The sequence below is a fragment of the Thalassotalea psychrophila genome, from assembly GCF_031583595.1.
Taxonomy (GTDB): Bacteria; Pseudomonadota; Gammaproteobacteria; order Enterobacterales; family Alteromonadaceae; genus Thalassotalea_A; species Thalassotalea_A psychrophila.
This window is the reverse complement of sequence record NZ_CP134145.1, coordinates 2,009,201-2,027,775: the sequence shown is the minus strand read 5'-3', so window position 1 is coordinate 2,027,775 and position 18,575 is coordinate 2,009,201. Positions and strand designations below refer to the sequence as shown.

The window sequence follows — 18,575 nt, the reverse complement described above, 5'->3', positions numbered from 1 at the left end:
ATTTTCAAAGAAATCGATACAATAAATACACAAAAGATTTACATAAAACTTTTAATCGCTGAACCAAAAAGGCTTGCACTGTTTCCAGTGCAAGCCTTGTTTGTCATTATTAATGTTTAAATTTATTGTTCACACGATGATTGTTGCGTACCACATTCAGGTACAAATTCTACACGTGGAATGTAGGTTCTTGCCGCTTCACTGATATCTAAAGTGAAGTCATATTTATCAACATTCTCAGGTGCCAAAAACCTTGGACGACAGGTAGCAATAGTGGTTTCAGCTAAACCAGAACATTCAGGAAAGCCGCCATGTTCATTATCTTGTAACCAGGTCACCGGCTGAGAAAAGCGCTTACTGGTCATGGTACACACATAGTCACCGCTTTCTTGTAATGCACACGAATTAAGGTCTGAATAACCTTCTGCATTAATATTAACTTCCCTATGATGGCTGTTAAGCAAGTTCATAATATGGCGTTTACTGAAGTCATCTACAAATGGCTGGCCAGGTTGATACGCGGCAGCCGACTCTCTATGTATGTCAAAGGCAATAGAAAACTCTTCAATAAATGGGTTTACACAAAACATTTGTGTAGCATCTTTATCTTTAACATGAGTATCAGGATCTAAGCGATAAGCATCTAACTCGTCATTGTTAACCGCATAACAGAGTAAACCTCCACCTTGGTTCATTGGACTATTCACACAGATTGGCGCATACATAGTTAATTCATAGTACAAACAACTAACGTGCTCATTGAATGACTCTTTCATTCCACCATTTAAATACTCATAATCACCACCTTCTTGCACTGCTCCTGCATCAAAAACATCTAATAGAGAAGTATTTGAAAACGGCTTATGTGTAGGAATCAATTTCTCGATACAGTCACCAAAGTAAGTGTGCGTGATAATTTTAATAATATTACCCTCAGCATCTTTCACGTAAGTATCAACATCTGCTAACTCTTTTAGACTAGCATCGTCTTCACAACTAATGCTATTGGCACGTAAATCCATATATTCAGGCAGTTCTGCCCAAGCTAAAATGGCAGTAATATCAATTAATAAATTAGTATCTAATAGCAACTTATCTTTAATGCTTACATTAGCTAATGAGCTAATATCAGCAATGTTGTTATTGGTTAAATTTAATGTAGTCAGATCTTCTAGTCCTGCTAAGGAACTAAGATCAGTTATTTGGTTATTATTTAGAGAAAGAGTACTTAACAGAGTTAAGTTAACTAACTCACTAATGTCATTTATTGCATTGTTATTTGCTGTTAATTGCGTTAATTCAGTAAAGCTGGTCAACGAGTCAAGCGAGACAATTTTATTGTGATCTAAATTCAGTGTCGTTAGTGTATTGAATCCGGCGATTGGAGTTAAATCAACAATTTCATTATTATGAATTGCTAATTCCGTCAATACCGCACTTGTTGAAAACTCAGGTAGTACGCCAATTTGATTGTTATCAACTTTAAAAACACTTAACTCATTTAAACCTGCCAAGCTTGGCAAATCTGATAAGTTATTATTGTCTAATTTTAACTGAGTTAAGCCGGTAAATGATTCGACACCTGCGACAGTAGTAATATCATTATTTGATAACGTAAGCTCAGTTAACTGGTTAAAGCTTGCCAGTTTTTCAATGTTAGAAAGTAAATTACCCGATAAATCTAACACTTCAACATTGGCTAAATTTTGCAAAAAGCCTAAGTCAATTAAAGCATTTCTGGCTAATTTCAACGTTGTTAACTTAGTGAAATTAGCAATAACTGAAAAGTCAGTAATTTTAGCATTTGATAAATCGAGATATTCTAATTCGGTCATTTGTGACCAAACTGTAATATCAGGGATAACAGATATATCGGTGTCAGGTAAAGCAAGAAATTTAAGACTGGTGAAATACTGTAGATGTTCAAGGTCTGTTGTAGCAGGTTCACCCGTGCAGTCAATAACCTCAATTTCATTAAGCAATTTACTCTCGAAATAATCTCTACTTAGGCTCGACTCAGAATCACTAAAATTCCAGGTAACCTTCTCACTTTGACTTTTGAAAATACAATGTAGTAAGTGACCATCATGACCATCTTTTCCCCAGAATAGGTCAGCAAATACAGGGCTTGAACGTTCGCTGTCATATGGGGCAAAATCTTTGGGTAAAGAGTCAGGTAAATTATAAACACCATCACCGTCGATATCGTCGTCTACATTATCAAGTTTGCCATCAAAATCGGTATCACGCACTTTAACGTAGTTGCCATCTTCACCAATTTGTATACCGATTTCAGTAAAACGTTCTAAACCAATGGCGTTAACAATCTTAGCTTTTAATGCTGCTACTGAAGATGTTGACATTGATTGCGATACATACTCAAGCGTAGTTTTCATTTCCTCAGGAATAGTGGCTAACGTTTCTTCACCTTCTAGGGAGATCAAGCTATGAATTATCGCCGCAAGCGTTAATGCATCATAATGACGACCGCCATCAACTACTGCTACTTCACCATTGAATATTGGTAGTAATGCGAAAATATCGGCTAAGCTTGGCTCAACTTCAGCGCTTAGTTGCGATTTAGCTAGCTCAGTTGCCAACACAAATTGTGCCGTAGTCATAGCATTGATATTAAGACCAAATTCTTCGAAACTTTCTAGGGCTTCGTTCGCGCCATGACGACTTTGCAAGGTTTTGATGTTTGGCAATAACGATACATACTCAACATTTTGCTGACCAACATGTACCACTATACCGGTACTTGAAGTAATCGATTCACGGCCATTAACCACTAATTTGATCATCTCATCAACGTTGTTTTCATCAACAATTAGATCAAAATCATAAATACCATCGGAATAACTTTTACTATCTTCAATGGTGATTACCTGATCACCTACATAGGCGGTAATGATAGGTTGAATAATATATTTTACTTGGCCGTAAAGTTTAACTTCTTCAACGATCGGCTTATTTGTAACGTTAACACTGTCTTGTACGGTATTACCTTCATCATCGGTAACAGTTACTTTAATTTTATATTCAAGATTTTCATCACCATAAGTAACTTCAGGTGTAGTAAAACTCACTTGTTTAGTATCAGCACCTGCTAAGGTGATCGGTGCTTGGTTAGGATTGGTAATTGTCCATTCATAACTTACAATTGTGCCATTTTTATCAAATGCATCGGCATTTAATACCACTTCTTCGCGTTCAAAAATAGACAACGCTTTTGTTTCTATTGAAACGGTTGGGTCAAACTTTTCAACGCTTAACTCTGCCGCGTCATCGCCGCCACAACCGGTCAGTAATACCGATGCAACTAGCAAGCTTAAGCTTGAACTCTTAAACATGTTTTTATAATTGGCCATTAGGCTTCTCACTATTAATTTATTCACAGTAACTTATTTGAGCAGGCAAACATTTTGCCTGCTCTATTTGGCTTACTCTATGATTAGAATTTATAACTCAATTCAGCAGATACAGTACGTCCTACTGCTGCACCACCATAGGCACCACCATTGAAATATGGCCAGCTGTATGCTGTTTGATCTTTTGGTGGACGTGGATTAAATAGGTTAACCACTTGGGCAGAAACAAATAAGTTGTTATAAACAGCCCAACCGCCAGTTAAGTTAAAGGTGTAGTAAGGATCAACTCGTTGTACTCTTTCATAAAAGTAACTGTTTTCATCACCAAACTCCTTCGGCGGATTCATAATTGGCGTAGAGCCAACACGACGACCACTTAGTGTTAATGAATAGTCATTTTGCATCCAAGTTAATGAACCATTCATTACCGAGCGTGCTGCTGAGTTCCACCAAAGGTCACGAGTGTGAACTTCTTCGCCATCTTCAGTCGCCTGATAGCTAGAGTCTAGAGTGTGAGTCCAGCCAAGGTTTAGGAAGAAATCACCAGAGCTGGTTTCTAGTTTATAGTTAACCTTAGCATCGATGCCTTCAACCATTTGCTTGGCGGCATTTTCATGTGAAGTAAATACAGAGCTAATTTCACGACCAAATGGTCCAACATTAGCCCAATCGTCTACATCATCAATGATTTTATCACTGTTGTTTTGACAAAATGCAGAGCCAGGTTCGATATCTGGACGATCGTTTTGGTCGGCAAAATCAGGGTATAAATCTTCATCGCTACGGTCCTGACAGTAAAACTCATTGACTAGTACGCCTTGTAAGCTTTCGCTGATAACAAGTTGTTCAATTTCAATTTTATACCAGTCAACAGTAATGTTTAGATCTTCAGTTGCTTCCCAAACCAACCCTAAACCATAAGAAGTACCTTCTTCTTCTTTTAAGGTTTTAGAGCCAGCGGTACTACCTTTAATAGATTGCGCGCCACATTGTGAATTGTCCAAGTCAAACTTATCATCTACCGGATCAAGGTCATCAGGGAATTCACCGTCTTCGTCTTTAAGACCTTCATAGTAAGCAACCTCACAACCAACAATATCGGCAGCGTTGGTGTAGTAACCACCTTCTTCAGCAAACACACGGTGCATATCTGGCGCTTTAAAACTTGTTCCCCACGTACCACGTAATAACAGGCTATCTATCGGTGTATAGCTAAGCCCTACTTGCGGGGTAAAACGACCACCAATATCAGTAGTGCCATCTTCATATTCATCATAACGGCCCGCTAAAGACGCTAAAATTTGCTCGGTAACCGGAATTTGTAATTCAAGACCAACGGCGTAGCGAGAACGATCACCGCCACCAATACTGCCGGTTAAGTTATACCAACCTTCACGGTAGCCATTTTCATCTTCTTTGGCTAATGTACGGTCGTCCAACATCATGTCATAGCCTTGCTCATTCCATTCAAGCACTGCAGCAAACATCGCATCACCATGATCCATCTCCCAGGCTACGCCTGAAATAACAGCGCTTACCGCGTTTGAATATGACTCAGACGCTTGCCATTGAGTACCGGCTAAATCTGCTTTCGCTTGCTCTGATAAAGGATCATACAAACCGATAGTATTTACGCCATCGTAACCACGAAATACGGCATCACCAAAACTGATGTCATGCTGTGTACCTAAGAAATACTTTTTAACTTGCTCTTCTTTTAACTGGGTTGAATAACTGTCACTTTGGTTATCACTGCGGCTGAAAGTTAGTTCCCAGTCATACTCATCAAGAACAACACCTTTAAGGCCAACATTCACCATTAACGAGGTATCTTCAACATTACCGTCTTTAAAGCCAATTTCATCTTCAGAAAAGAAACGTTGATGAGTCACCCACTTCCAGTCTTCAACACCGGTGCCGGCAAAGCCGTCATTTTCTAGAGGCAATAAATTGCTGTCATTTTCGCCAGTACCGTCTTCACTAACATCAATCATCATTTCTTCATTGAAGTAATGAAAACCGCTTCGATACTCTGCTTCCTGGTATGAGTAAAGTACATCGGCGAATACTGAAACATCGTCGGTTAAGTCATAAATACCACTTAAATAAGCCGACACTGTGTCACGGTTATTACGAATGGTGCGCGTACCTGTGTTGTCTGTACCACAGTAATCGCCCCAGTTGTATTCATCATCTTCACCTTCGTTATCTATTCGATCGGTTGGGATATAGCCGGTGCCAGAGTTTTGACAAGCACTATTTGCTGGTGAAATGTAACGAGCTGGACGAAGAAACTCATCTTCATCATCAAAATACTCTTCATCATTGCGGTAAAAACCTTCATAGCGAGCTAATTCGTCAACAACTACGATACCACGGTCTAAATAGGTATGACCTGCAGGACCATCTTCGACACTGTCCATCCATTTACGATCGGAAGCTAAAATTTTCTTTTGGGTTTGAAATTCAAGTGCGCCGGTTAAGCTGTAATTGTTATCACTTATGCCAGAAACAATTTGAAAACGCCCTTCTTCACCGCCGCCTTCAGTGGTAACACCACCTTTAATAGCTACGGTCGTATCTTCAACATCTTTTTTAGTGATAATGTTCATAACACCAGCAACCGCATCTGAACCATATATAGCCGATGCACCAGCGGTTAACACTTCAATGCGTTCAATGGCTACCGCAGGAATTGCCGACAAGTTAACAAAGTTACCCTGGCCATTATAAGGGCTTGGGTAATCAGCCATACGGCGACCATTCACTAGAATTAGCACCTGATTATTGCCTAAACCACGTAAACTTACCGTTTGTGCGTTTGGTGTAAAACCACCAGTAGCAGCCGATTCAGCACCTTGGGTGGTACCGGTATTTGAGGTTAAATCTTTTAATGCATCAAACGCCGTAGCAAAACCTTTGGCTTGCAATTCTGCAGCGCTAATTACCGTTACTGGGCTTGGTCCTTCAAAGTCGATTTGTTTAATACGAGATCCAGTAACTTCAATGCGTTCAACGTCACTCTCTTCTTCAACAACTTCTTCAATTTCAACTTGCGCAACCGTTGTTACTGCAACGTCTTCTTCCTGTACGGCGTAGGCATTGACACTGCCGATCATACCGACAATAAGAGCGCTACGAATACTGGTAGTTAATATACTTAATTTTTTCACGATAGTTTCCAACCTGAATAATATTTTTATCTTTGTTTCAACGCTTGCCGCCAGGGTTACCTGACGACAGCATCCTTTATTTATTAGTATTTTGTTTTTCTAAGCTTTCGATTGACGTAGCATTGTTCTACGAGTAAACAGAGCCGTTAATGCCAGTAACATGAATGCTTCATTAGTACTGCCACCAAAATCGGTTGCCTCAACATTTACGCTTGCTTCAACTGGCATCGACTGTTTATCGCCATTGTGTCCGGTAAGCTCGAAGATGATGATCCCTTCATTTTTTGCACCTGGAATCACAAAGCTAATTTCATTAGCAGATTGTGTAACCTCAACATTAGGGCCAGATACTTGCGTCCATGCGTATGAAATTGAAGGGTTTTCGATAACCGCATCAACTAGACTAGCGCTGATAACAACCGTATCGCCTTTTGCAGGGCTACGATCAGATACAGACGTTGTAAACACCGGACGACCAACAACATCTATAGCTTCATCAACGTATGAATAGCTTGGATGCTGTTGTTCATTAATAATTGAGGTGACTACCGGCGCAATATCAGTTTGGCCTTCAACATGGTCATAATTAATTACTAACGCTACGGCTTCGGCGTTACCACCCGCAGCCATCACATGTTCAAAGGTGATTTCACTGCCGTTGATGCTATAGTCAACTTCTTCACCGGCTGATTTAAGCGCAATACCCTTTTGTACATTTTCATGGGTAAATTGCACCAGTTCAGTACCTGCTGCTAAATCAACTGTCATGTTGTAAGTGATGTCTTTTTCGGTGCTATTAGCAGTAAACATGATTTCAAAAGCGGCTTCTGACGTTGCTTCATTGTTTGATAACAGATTTAGCTGTACATCATCCAGACCACGCTGAATGTTGACATTAACCGTACCGATATTTTGACTTAAGTGATCATCAGTGCCTAAGTGGAATTGCCCGTAGTAACGCTCGCCTTTTCTCATGGCTTTGTTCCAGGTTAAATCCAGAGTAACTTCATCATCAGCGGCTACATTTCTTGGACCACGTACCTTTAACGACTCATCGTCTTCGTCAGCATTGCGCACCACAGAAATAGAGAACTCAACAAAGTCTGGCTCTTCTAATGTTGCCGGGTCATGTAATGGGTTGGCTTCACCTTCACCAATTTCAACCGCATTAAAAACGTCACCGTAGTTATGAATAAGTAACATATAAATACCTGGTGTTGGGTTTTGCACGTCTATCTTGGCGTCGGCGCCACGATAGCCATCCCAAAAGGTAACAGCTCTAAGTTCGCGCTGATCGACCACACTGTCGGCATCGCTGTCAACCATGGCATACATGTCAATATCTGGTGATGAGGTATCCAGTACTTCAATCACTAAACGCGCTGCAGTTGATGGTACATAAAATGGATAGGCGTAAGTGCCATCTTCTAAATCGCGGTAAACTTCTGTTGGGAATTTATCTCTTGAGATATATACTTTGTCGGTAAACGCTTCAGTAATACTGCTTTCAGTGATGGTTAAATCGCTACTGCCAATAGTGACGATATCGTTTACTTGTACCGTGCCGGTATCGCGATGGGCAATAATGTTCACTTCTTCTGGCGCAGTACCTGCAACAAATTCAACCGCTGCGGCAAGGCTCATATCAGCAATGGAACTATCTGCTGATTTAAAATGTATACGACCATTTGACCAAATTGCATCAAGTTCATCATTAACTGTAGCGGTAAAGTATAATTTATACGTTTGCCCAGCCGTTACTGACAAAGTAATAATTTCAGTACCAGCAAGCTCTACCGAGGTGATTTCATCTTCTTCTCTTGGCGTAAGGACAAGACCTTCAACACTTTCATCAACAACGTAAGTGTTTAATACCATGCCCTTAGTGCCGTAAGAATAAGATATATTGTAGGTAGCATCTTTTACTGCTTTAAAGGTACGAACCCAACCACAAGCGGCTAAACAATCACCTTTTGATAAGCTTGCCAGGTTTAATCGATGAGTTTTCCCGTGCCACCCCTGTGGAGCAAGTATTTTATCGCCGTACTCATCTACCGGGTAAGGAAGGTCCATCTCATCATCTTTGATACTTTCATCTGGCAAGCCTTGATCGTCTGGCAATTCCTGATAGCTTGCATCACCGTATGGATCTGCAGCTAAATATTCGTCGCGAGTGATTGGCATAACAAATCCAGATTTAAGCGCATAATCCACACGCATTAAACCCGAGCCTTGCATATGAAATGATGCGGGATCGAATACTTCATTGTTGTCCTGGTCAAATTCACCATTCCAAACACGTACGGTTGTTGCCGCAGTTAACATAACTGCCGACTGCGCCTCAGCTGGCGTCCAGCGTTCTTCTTCAAGCGGTTTAGCATTTTGCACACCGGCAATAATGGCGTATATACCGGTCATATGTGGCGTAGACATTGATGTGCCACTCTTATATTCCCAGTTAGATCCCGAGGTTACTGAATCAGGTTTATAACGCATCATATTTTGCCCTAAACCAGAGGCTATGATGCTTTGACCTGGACCGGTAATAGATGGGATCAAGTAATCTTTAGAGAAAATATCGGGACCACGTGAAGAGAATACACTTGGAAAGTTTGCTCTGGTTGGATTTGCTTGTGCCTTAGAGTCACTAAGGGCAACTTTATGCTCTTCGCCTTCGGCTAACCACTCTAACAGCTGTTTACCATTTTTATAGTTTAAGTGTAGCGCCGGCAATACATGTTGATCGGCGATAACGCTTTCACTACCGGTTTTGGTATTAATTAAAATCATCCCGGCAGCACCGGCAAAATACGCTTCAACACCTTTGGTTAAACGAGCAATAGGACCTTCACCATTACCGCCACCACGTTTACAAACAACAACTTTACCCGCAACTAATTCTGGTTTTAGCGTTCTAGGTCCACAGCTGCCAGCTAAGCCCCAATCATCTTCAGCATTAGTCACTTCTGCATTGCTAGCCAGTACAAGCTCAGTTTCAGCAAGTCCTAATGTACCTGCCTCACCAACTAATACACCTGATAAATCGATGTATTGCTGCCATTCTGGCTTATCTAAATCATCTTTAGCAACATGGTTAACAACCGAAGACTTACCACCAGATAATGTGGCAACTTTTTTATCAAAGCCGCGATCAGATGACGCAGAGCCAACGCTGGTAAGCCAAGGAGCATTTGCCGGCGTACGTACCGTTCCCCAGCCATATGCACCGGTATTACCAGCAGAAGCAGATATATGCATACCATTTTGGCGCGCTCCTAAAAACGCTAATGCCTGCCAGCTATACCAAGGTGAAGTTGCCGGGCCACTGACCGAATAGTTAACCGCGTCAACACCTATATTAAAGGCATGCTCAAGCGCCACTGCGGCATAACCAGGCTGACATCCACCACTTGTTCCGCCACACACCTGATACGAGATTATATTGGCATGTGGTGCAACACCACCGATACGGTCGTAAACAAAAGATTCTTTAAAGTCATTGTAGCTGTTTTTATTTTCGTGATTTGCTCTGCCTTCAATTCTTCGCTGTTCCACTTCTTCTTCAAAATTGTCCATTAAGGTAACGTGATCGCGTTGCCCAGTTTCAACTTCGGCGTGTACGTTATAAACAAAGTTACCTGCTGCGGTTGAGCCTACGTGAGTACCATGGCCGGTGAAATCCTGACCAGTTGCCCATCTTGAGTAAATGAAAGTAATGTCACCATTTTCTTCAACAATGTGATCTTGAGATACAGAGTCCGCACCATAAACACCTATGCCCATAACCCCGATCAATTTTTCACTACACCAGTTTGGCTCGCTAGCACAATCTCCGTAGTAACCTGATGCACTATCAGGGTTTGGGATTGGGTTGGTAAATGTGTATGTAGTACTTACGTTATTGCCTTGCTCATCAACAACAAAGTTACCTTCGGCGTCAAATTCGAATTCTTCAACTTCGCCGGCAAAAGACGGGTTAAATGGCGGTAGGTTTTCAGTATCCTTAATATCTATTACCATTTCTTTATAAGACGAAATACCCGAATCTATAACCGCGACAACTGCGCCCTCGCCCATGCTAATACTGTCGCCATTAGCGTCTACATAAACGTTGGACTGCTGCCAGACATTATTAGCACCAGTAAATGCAGGGCCTGAATCGGTATCCATAGCTTGCATTTCAAGCTTTTCGATTGAGCGTATACCTGGCATGCCTTTTACCAGTAATGCCTCAGTTGCATTTAGCTCTGTAGTAAAACCGTTCAATACTGAGGTAAATTCAAATTCAACATTCAGCTCGCGCTTTAAGCGCAAACTAATATGTAATTGCATTTCAGCCTGTTTAGCAGATAAAAAGCTTTTGTATTGCTTTGACGCCAGGCTCTTAGTATTAAGCTTGCCACGTGCATTAACGTTAGCCCCTTTACTGGCTAATATATTCGTTGCTGATAATCCGCTTAGACCACCTTTATACATAGCCAGAGCATCGTCTTCTAATAAGACCATGTAGTTGTCGATACCAGCGAGAGATTTTCTTTGCGTTATTAAATCAGCGGTAAATACCGTTTGATTCAGTGGAATATAGGTTTGCCCATCGTTGTCTATTAAGCTATTAGGTGCAGCATTCGCACCCGTAGCAACAATAGACAAGGTCAGCATTAATTTGTTTAAATGTAATTTCACTTTAATGTCCTTTTTGAAAAGTGCCTAGGCACTTTTCTGTAATCTTTGGGCTAAACGACGTTGGCTAGCCAAAATCATTAACAAGATGAAAGTAAATGAGATACTACCGCCTGAAGACGATGACTCGTTTGCCTCTTCTTCAGCTTGAGAATTTTCACCAGTAATATTCAGCTCTAGTGATGCTTGATAAGTGTGAATATCGTCAGAAACCAATAATGTAGAGAAGAACTCCCCAGCCACATTTGGAGTACCTGATAACGTACCTGCCTGGCTAATGCTTATGCCGTCGGGTAGATCAGCTGAGATAAAGTTCACTTTGCCACCATCAAGGTCGGTAAAATGCGGCGCTAAAGAAACGTTTTCAATTTCACTGCCTACTTTGGCTGAAATAACTGGTAAACCAGACACTTGCTGCGGGGCATTATCATTGGCGTTGGATAAACCGATATTTACCGTGGTTATATCGCCATTCAGGTAATACATGTACGCTTGAATTTTGATTTGGTATTGGGTTTTTGCTTCATAATTCAAAATTGACGCGTCACGAACAGTGATAACGCCAAATTCGTCCATTTGAAATGGTGCGCCAACATCACTACTCATTAAGCGCATGCGTGAGTTTTTACTTTGTTGTAATCGGTCACCAGCAAATTGAACCTGACCAACAAAGTCACCATTTTGAGCAGCTTCACTAATGGTAAAACTTTGGTTGTCTTTAATGGTTGGTAATGGCGAATTCCAATCCAAAAATCTGAAGTAACCGCTTGCAGGGCTGAACACTGACGACTTGCCAATACAGTTATCTAAGCCTAAATCAACAAGTTGTCCACCACACTCTTCTTGCACAAGCTGCGCAACAGTGGCTTTTTCACCAGGAGCAACGGTAAGTTTATCTTGCCAAATTAGCTCTTCAGCGTCTTTGCTATCATCAGAATGAGCAATTTTAATAACAGAGCCGGTTAATAATGAGTAGTTGCCTTCGCCAAAGGTAGTTTGCTTAATTGGCGCTTTTAGTACATCAGCCAACTCAATCATTTTGATATAATCGGTTTGGCTATGCTCACCTTTTAAGTTATCCGGGTAACACGTTGCGTAGGTACTCTCTTTTGGCAGGTTACACATTAAGTTAGCCGTAGTAGGGCCTTCACCACCAGGCCACGGCGCACCTACAGGTGAAGTAAATGTGATATCTTCAACAAAACGAGGGTGCGTTATCGTGCAGGTATAGCGTAAAGGACTTAATGTTTTGACTTCACAAAAATTAGTGAAGCTAGTGCCACTAAGGTTAAAGTAAACAGGTAAACTTACTATCGGTTGATTTTCAGTGAACTCCCTAATACAGTTACCGTTAGAGTCGTGTATTTCAATAAAGTCTTCGCTGTAGTCTTCTTCTTCACAGATATCTTCAATAATTTCTTCGTCAAGGGCGGTATCAAGCTCTTGCTCTAATAAACCACCGTATTTAAAGTTATGAATAAGTAAGTTATCGCCGATAGTTGGTAAGCTTTGTCTGTCGGTTATAAACTGGAAACCAATGTTTTCATTAAAGGTTTGTTCATTAATGGTGAAATCTGATTCGATTGGCTCAATATCGTAGCTAATGTGCGGCCCATGATATAACTCTTCAAGACAAATATTCATGATCACCGTATCACCACTTGGAGATACTATGGTAGGTAAGCTCGAGGTTTTTATACGCTTTTGTCGTGCATCTAAATCAAAAGCATATTTATAGTCAAGGTAAAACGTTTCCAGCGTGATTGGCTTTAAAGTGTCATCGATACCATCGCGTAAGCCATCTTCGCCTTCATCAATAGAATCAAAAGACACAGAAAGTTCGGTGATCCTTTGCTGTTCATTTTTAACTTTTGATAATTCAACCGGGGTTTTATAACGTAATTGACTATTCACAATTGAGTCTTCTTGCGGATATACATTATCGGCAGCAAGCAACGCTTGTTGGTTATAAAGCTTTAACACCAGTAACTTCTCGCCAATACGGTCCATATACTTTGAGACAGGCACTTGCATTGGTTCAAACATAGTAACGGCAACACTTAATTGCTTGTTTGAAACGCTACATTGCTCTTGCGGATAAACACCACCAGAAACCGCTTTAATAATGTTACCGCCTGAATTTACTTTATCTGCGGGTTTACTGGCTGAATAGTAAATGGTTGGCATAGCGTAAAGATCTTGAGCAACACTTGATTCATTTTTGATATCAACCTGATTATAAGATTGGGTAATGTCAAAATAAGTGGCATTTTTCCAATCACTTCTAAACGGCGGCAGCCTTTCATCTACACCAATTCTGTCGTAGGTTTCTTTTTTATAGAAAGTATCAAAAACATAGGTTTCCATATCAACACTAAATGGACTAGTTTGATTTGGCATGGCTAACCAGGGCATTTGAATGTTTTTAGTTTTACTACGTTCGTGGGTAAATTGAATGTAGCCATCTAATGCATATAGGTCCCAGCTTTCAAGGCTGTAATCTGCACTTTTCTGGATAGATATAGGGCTTAACTTGCTGCCGTCAATATTAAAAGTAACGCCAACGGTGATTTCTGAATTCGCTGGTATCGTTACGTGTGATGGCATAACCACACTGATGGCGGCATTATTAGGACGATACGAATCTTCTATATTTTTCGCATCATTGATAACATTTGACAGGTAATAAGTTTCTTCTTTGTCAGAAACATTTTTGATCACTAATTCTTTAGTAAAGCCGGCTTCGCCTTGCACAGCAACCTGACCTAAATTAATGGTTGGTTGCAGCGTTGCTTTGTCGTACATCAATACAGGAGTACCAGTAGCAGCCACAGGGTTTAAGCGACCACCGCCTAACTGGGCAATTCCCCAAGCATTAGCAACATCATACTCACCAGTGTTGGTGATCATCGCTTTTATCTCATGGGCGTTAAGGTGCGGGTAGCGCTTCATTAAATTAGCGGCAACGCCTGCTACTCTGGCTGCACCGTATAAATTGTTAGGTTCAACTTTATCGCTGTAGTTACCAGAATTGATAATTGCACCATAAGCGTCAGATGAAAGTGCAACAACTTCCGGTTTAATATTTGATTGGCCACGATTTGGCCCTATCGGGCTGTTTTTATTGATTATATATTCACCAACATTATCAACGTCTTTATCAACAAAACCGACAGAAATCCCTTCAGGAACCATACCGCGCGGAGCAACACTATAGTAAGTATCAAATTGACCATTGTCCCCTGCAGGCGTTACCACTAAAGTACCCGCAGCGGCAACAGAACGTAATATTTTGATGTCTAAACTACCGCCATAATGATTCTCATCCCAATAGCCTAACCAGCCCATAGGGTTAACATCTAGTAGTAAGATATCGGCAGCATCAGACATATCACCATCAAGGTTTGGGTCCATCACCATTTCAAGTGCGGCGTATAAACTTTCTTTTGATTCTCTCAATAGACCAGATGCTGAGTTATTTACACCATGTATTTTATAACTGAGAATTTTTGCTGATGGTGCTGCATTTAAAATCATTGACGCTGATATGGTACCAACACCGGCTTTATAGCCGTATTGTACGCCATCAAATTCCATTTCAATGTCTGCGTAGAATTCAATCGGATTATAGTCAAAGCCACCACGTGAAGAGGAGAAATCAAAACCGCCAATAACGGTGCTATTTGGAAATAAATCAGACACCGCATCACGATCATAATACGCAGTAACATAATCAGCTTGTTTACCACTGCCACCTAATTGAGCATGGGTATAATCAACCCCTTGACCAACAAGAGCAACTACCGGGTCACCTTCTGCATCATTCACTTTTAAGTATCGGTAAGGAGATTCTTTCGCGGCTAAAGTATTAGCGTCAACCAGAATAGCATTATCGTCTTTCGTTACCGAAACTACGTCGGCAAACTGACGAGCTTTTTCAGCCGTTGCTTTACTCATTTGAATGGTAAGCATGCTGGCAACGATACGTAGCTGTCTAGTAACAATCGCTGTAGGCTCTTCGGCTTGGATGCGCGCAATTAACTGACTTTGTTTTTTAGTGATTTCGTTGATAACAGTGCTACGGCCTGAACCATACTCAGCGTATTTGCTGTCTATGGCGCCTGCGTGCGCAAGAGTAATGGTGTAAACACCTACCTCTTGCTCTGTGTTAGCTAGGTAAGAACTAGCCCCATCGGTATTTGCATTATCTAGTTGACCACCATTAATTGTGGCATTAGCACTATTTGATAACAGCGTTGAAACTAGTATTGCGACAGCGGATGATTTAAAAATCATAGTGTCCTCTTTATTTAACTATGTTGTTTAAATTCAAATGTCATGGTGTAAAAATGAATTTGAATTATTTCGGCGTTTTTAATGGGCAATATAAATACAAGGCACTAAAGGCAACTTCAACGGCAAAAGGTTACAATTACTTTAAAATTAACTTACTTTTTTCATACAACCCTTTTAAATAGAGGGTTTTAGAGAGTTTTGCCTTAATTACATTCTCAGCTACAAATTAACACTTTTTAACATTTAAACATTGTCATTTGCTTTAATTGTTATGTCTTAAAGTTGACAACGAAAACCTATTAACCATATTAAAAACAATACATTACAATCTGTTTACAATAGGTAGTGAATTCTGTTTCGTTAATTTTACAAGCATCGTGATACATCAGATCTTGAAACGAGTTCAGGAAGTTATGGAGAGGTTTCAGGAAGTTAGGCGCGGAGCTAGGGAGTTAGGGTGTTAGATTAGCATTCCATCATCCCTGATTTGAGCCAACTCTAAAAAACATCCATGTTGAGTTGGCATTCCATCATCCCTGATGTAAAAAATGACAACAGTATTGTTGTCATTTTATGTATTAAATTTACAGCTTGGTATGGCTAATTTAGCAGCATGGCATATATATCAGCATCATTAATGCCATGTAAGCTGATTAGAATAGATTGATTTGCTGTAGGGGATAAACCACGATAATTTCGTATAGAGCTCGCAGGAAGGGTAAGTACAACTTCATCTTCACTGCTAGTTTTTAATTTTTTGATTTGATCATATTCATCACTGCGCTGAATATAATACAAAGCATCATTCATCCAAAAATAGTTACCATAATCACTTGCAGTTAATTCTGATACTACCTTGATAAATTTGTCACTTTCAATATTATACTGCCAAATACCTGATTGATTAGTACGACTCATATATAAATAACCATCACTGCCTTGAACAGCAAAAATCTCATCGCTACTAGTGATATTTTTAACCATTTTGGTTTCTATGTTGTAACTGTAGATCCCTTGTTTTGAGTTAACACTAGCTGAAAAAAATAAGGTATCTTCTTGTTGTGACCAAAAAGGGTTAGTCACATTTAAATCGAACTCAGCTACTTTTGTTAGCTCACCAGTAGGTAAAGTTCCTATAAAAAACTGACTTTTATCTTCATCTGGTTGTTTAAATACCACAGCAAACTTCTCACCTGATGGTGAAACTGTTGGCACAAATGGTAAACCAATATTATTAGTCAACTGTTTGCTTCCAGATTTATTTTTAAGCCAAAGCTCCCAACTTCCAGAACGATTAGAATTAAATAATATACTGTCAGCATTGTTACTATACTGCCCGTAAAGATCTCTCGATGAAGATGCGATTCGACGAAGTGTTTCACCTGTTTGTAATGATCTTTCTTCAATGAATTCACTGGCACTATGACGAGAAAATACCAGTTCCCCAGAAGCAGGGTTAATTGACACACTACCTGGTGTTGGAGAGTCATCAATAAAAAACCACTTTTTATCATCTAAATCATAAGCTTCAATAACAAACTGACCTTGTTTCGGTTTTGTGACAATAATTTGTCTGTTTCTCGCATCCCAAGCTAGGCCAAGCATAGTATTATCATTTTTTAATAAAACTTCTTCGACATAATCATCCATACTATTGGCATTGGTGATAAAAAGTTGTGATTGAAAGTTGTTCTTACGGATCACTGCAATCTTTTGATCTTCTTCAATAAATACTACTAGAGAATCACTTTGGTTAAGGTTTGGTTTTGTTAGTTGCTTAGTCGAATTATCTGTTAAATCATGACGAAATATAGCAACTCGACCTTGTAAAACTTTCGGATATACTAAATAACGACCATCACTGCTCCAATCAAGACCATGGTTAAATTTATCTTGTCCGCAACCAGTATCGACTAATTTATCTTTATTTGAAATTAAGTGATAGATTCTCACTTGGCATTCGCCATTTGTATAAATACGAATGTAGGCTAAAGATAAACCATCTGAAGACCATACTGGCGTTACCTCCTCTGCATCACTTTGAGAAACTAAGCGTAGTTCGGCGCTATCATCTGATAAATCCTTGATATAAATTTGGCTATGTTTTCTTGTTTGGCGCCATTGAAAAGCCATTAACTGTCCATTGGGGCTTATCGTAGGTTGTTCCTCAATACCTTCAAAGTTAGTGATTCGTTTCGCTTTAGTTTGAGTTTTTACGGTTTGAATGGCTGTTTTATCTTGCTTTGAATGGTTAATCATCAAATAAGTTGCTACAAATGCTATCGCAACACTTATCACCGCTGCCCACAAATACTTTTGTTTACTGTTTGTTATATCTGGTGCTGTTTGATCTGATTCAATTTGAATAGCTTCTGCAGTTGTAATAAGTTGATAGCCAACTTTAGGTATCGTTATAAATACTTCGTTGGGCTCAGCACCTAAGTCGGTAAATATTTTTCTTAAAACACAAAGCGCATTAGGAAAGCCCGTTTTGGCAACACCTTTATTATTCAACCAAACTTTTTCAATAGCCTCATCTTTGCTTACAATATGATCGGAGCTAACTATAAATAATTTAAGTAATTCAAACACTTTGGCTGATAATTGGACAGACTCATGCTCATTTGTAATGGTCATTTTAGTGCAGTCAATTTGCCAGCGGCCAATATTATATTTACGTGATGCTACTTCAATCATTTGATCTCTAAGCCTTTTAAATTAATAAAATCATTAAACTTTCATTAACCTAAAATAACAAGAAATTACAACAAACAAGATATCTAAACGTTTCAAAGACATGGCTAAAAATGTAAAAAAATCAATCCTACTTAACCTTTAAAAACTTACATTTATTTCACAATTACACTAACCATCTGTTTTATAAGAAATAAAAATATAGATTGTAAAAATATTATAAATTAATTTAAGCACTTATAGTTTGGTCATCTAAATGCATGCCTAATTGTGAATATTTACAATTAGCAAAATGGCTTTTATAAGCAAAGGTATGCTGATGCTTTTTATTAGCTTTTACAGTTTGGCTGCAAATCTGTAA

General features: G+C 39.7%; 5 protein-coding genes. All 5 read right to left on the bottom strand.

What is annotated here, in order from left to right:
• Nucleotides 1-122 precede the first annotated feature (122 nt).
• The 5 genes from RGQ13_RS08125 to RGQ13_RS08105 all read right to left on the bottom strand — a co-directional run bounded on the left by RGQ13_RS08125 (nucleotide 123) and on the right by RGQ13_RS08105 (nucleotide 18,217).
• Nucleotides 123-3,371 (bottom strand): leucine-rich repeat domain-containing protein, encoded by a 3,249-nt coding sequence (locus tag RGQ13_RS08125; protein ID WP_348393053.1) that lies wholly within the window; start codon nucleotides 3,369-3,371, stop codon nucleotides 123-125.
• A gap of 83 nt (nucleotides 3,372-3,454) precedes the next feature.
• Entirely contained in the window at nucleotides 3,455-6,544 is a 3,090-nt protein-coding gene (locus tag RGQ13_RS08120; protein WP_348393052.1) for a TonB-dependent receptor plug domain-containing protein, read from the bottom strand.
• A 99-nt stretch (nucleotides 6,545-6,643) separates the two neighbouring features.
• Nucleotides 6,644-11,227 carry a S8 family serine peptidase gene (locus RGQ13_RS08115; RefSeq protein WP_348393051.1) on the bottom strand — a complete coding sequence of 1,528 codons (4,584 nt, stop codon included), beginning with the start codon at nucleotides 11,225-11,227 and terminating at the stop codon, nucleotides 6,644-6,646.
• A gap of 24 nt (nucleotides 11,228-11,251) precedes the next feature.
• On the bottom strand, nucleotides 11,252-15,520 hold the full coding sequence (locus tag RGQ13_RS08110) for an Fn3-like domain-containing protein (RefSeq protein ID WP_348393050.1): 4,269 nt from the start codon (nucleotides 15,518-15,520) through the stop codon (nucleotides 11,252-11,254).
• Nucleotides 15,521-16,120: 600 nt separating this feature from the next.
• Entirely contained in the window at nucleotides 16,121-18,217 is a 2,097-nt protein-coding gene (locus tag RGQ13_RS08105; RefSeq protein ID WP_348393049.1) for a winged helix-turn-helix domain-containing protein, read from the bottom strand.
• Nucleotides 18,218-18,575 lie beyond the last annotated feature (358 nt).

Coding starts and splice junctions, on each gene's coding strand:
- RGQ13_RS08110 (WP_348393050.1), bottom strand. CDS start 15,520: ATGATTTTTAAATCATCCGCTGTCGCAATACTAGTTTCAACGCTGTTA.
- RGQ13_RS08125 (WP_348393053.1), bottom strand. CDS start 3,371: ATGGCCAATTATAAAAACATGTTTAAGAGTTCAAGCTTAAGCTTGCTA.
- RGQ13_RS08105 (WP_348393049.1), bottom strand. CDS start 18,217: ATGATTGAAGTAGCATCACGTAAATATAATATTGGCCGCTGGCAAATT.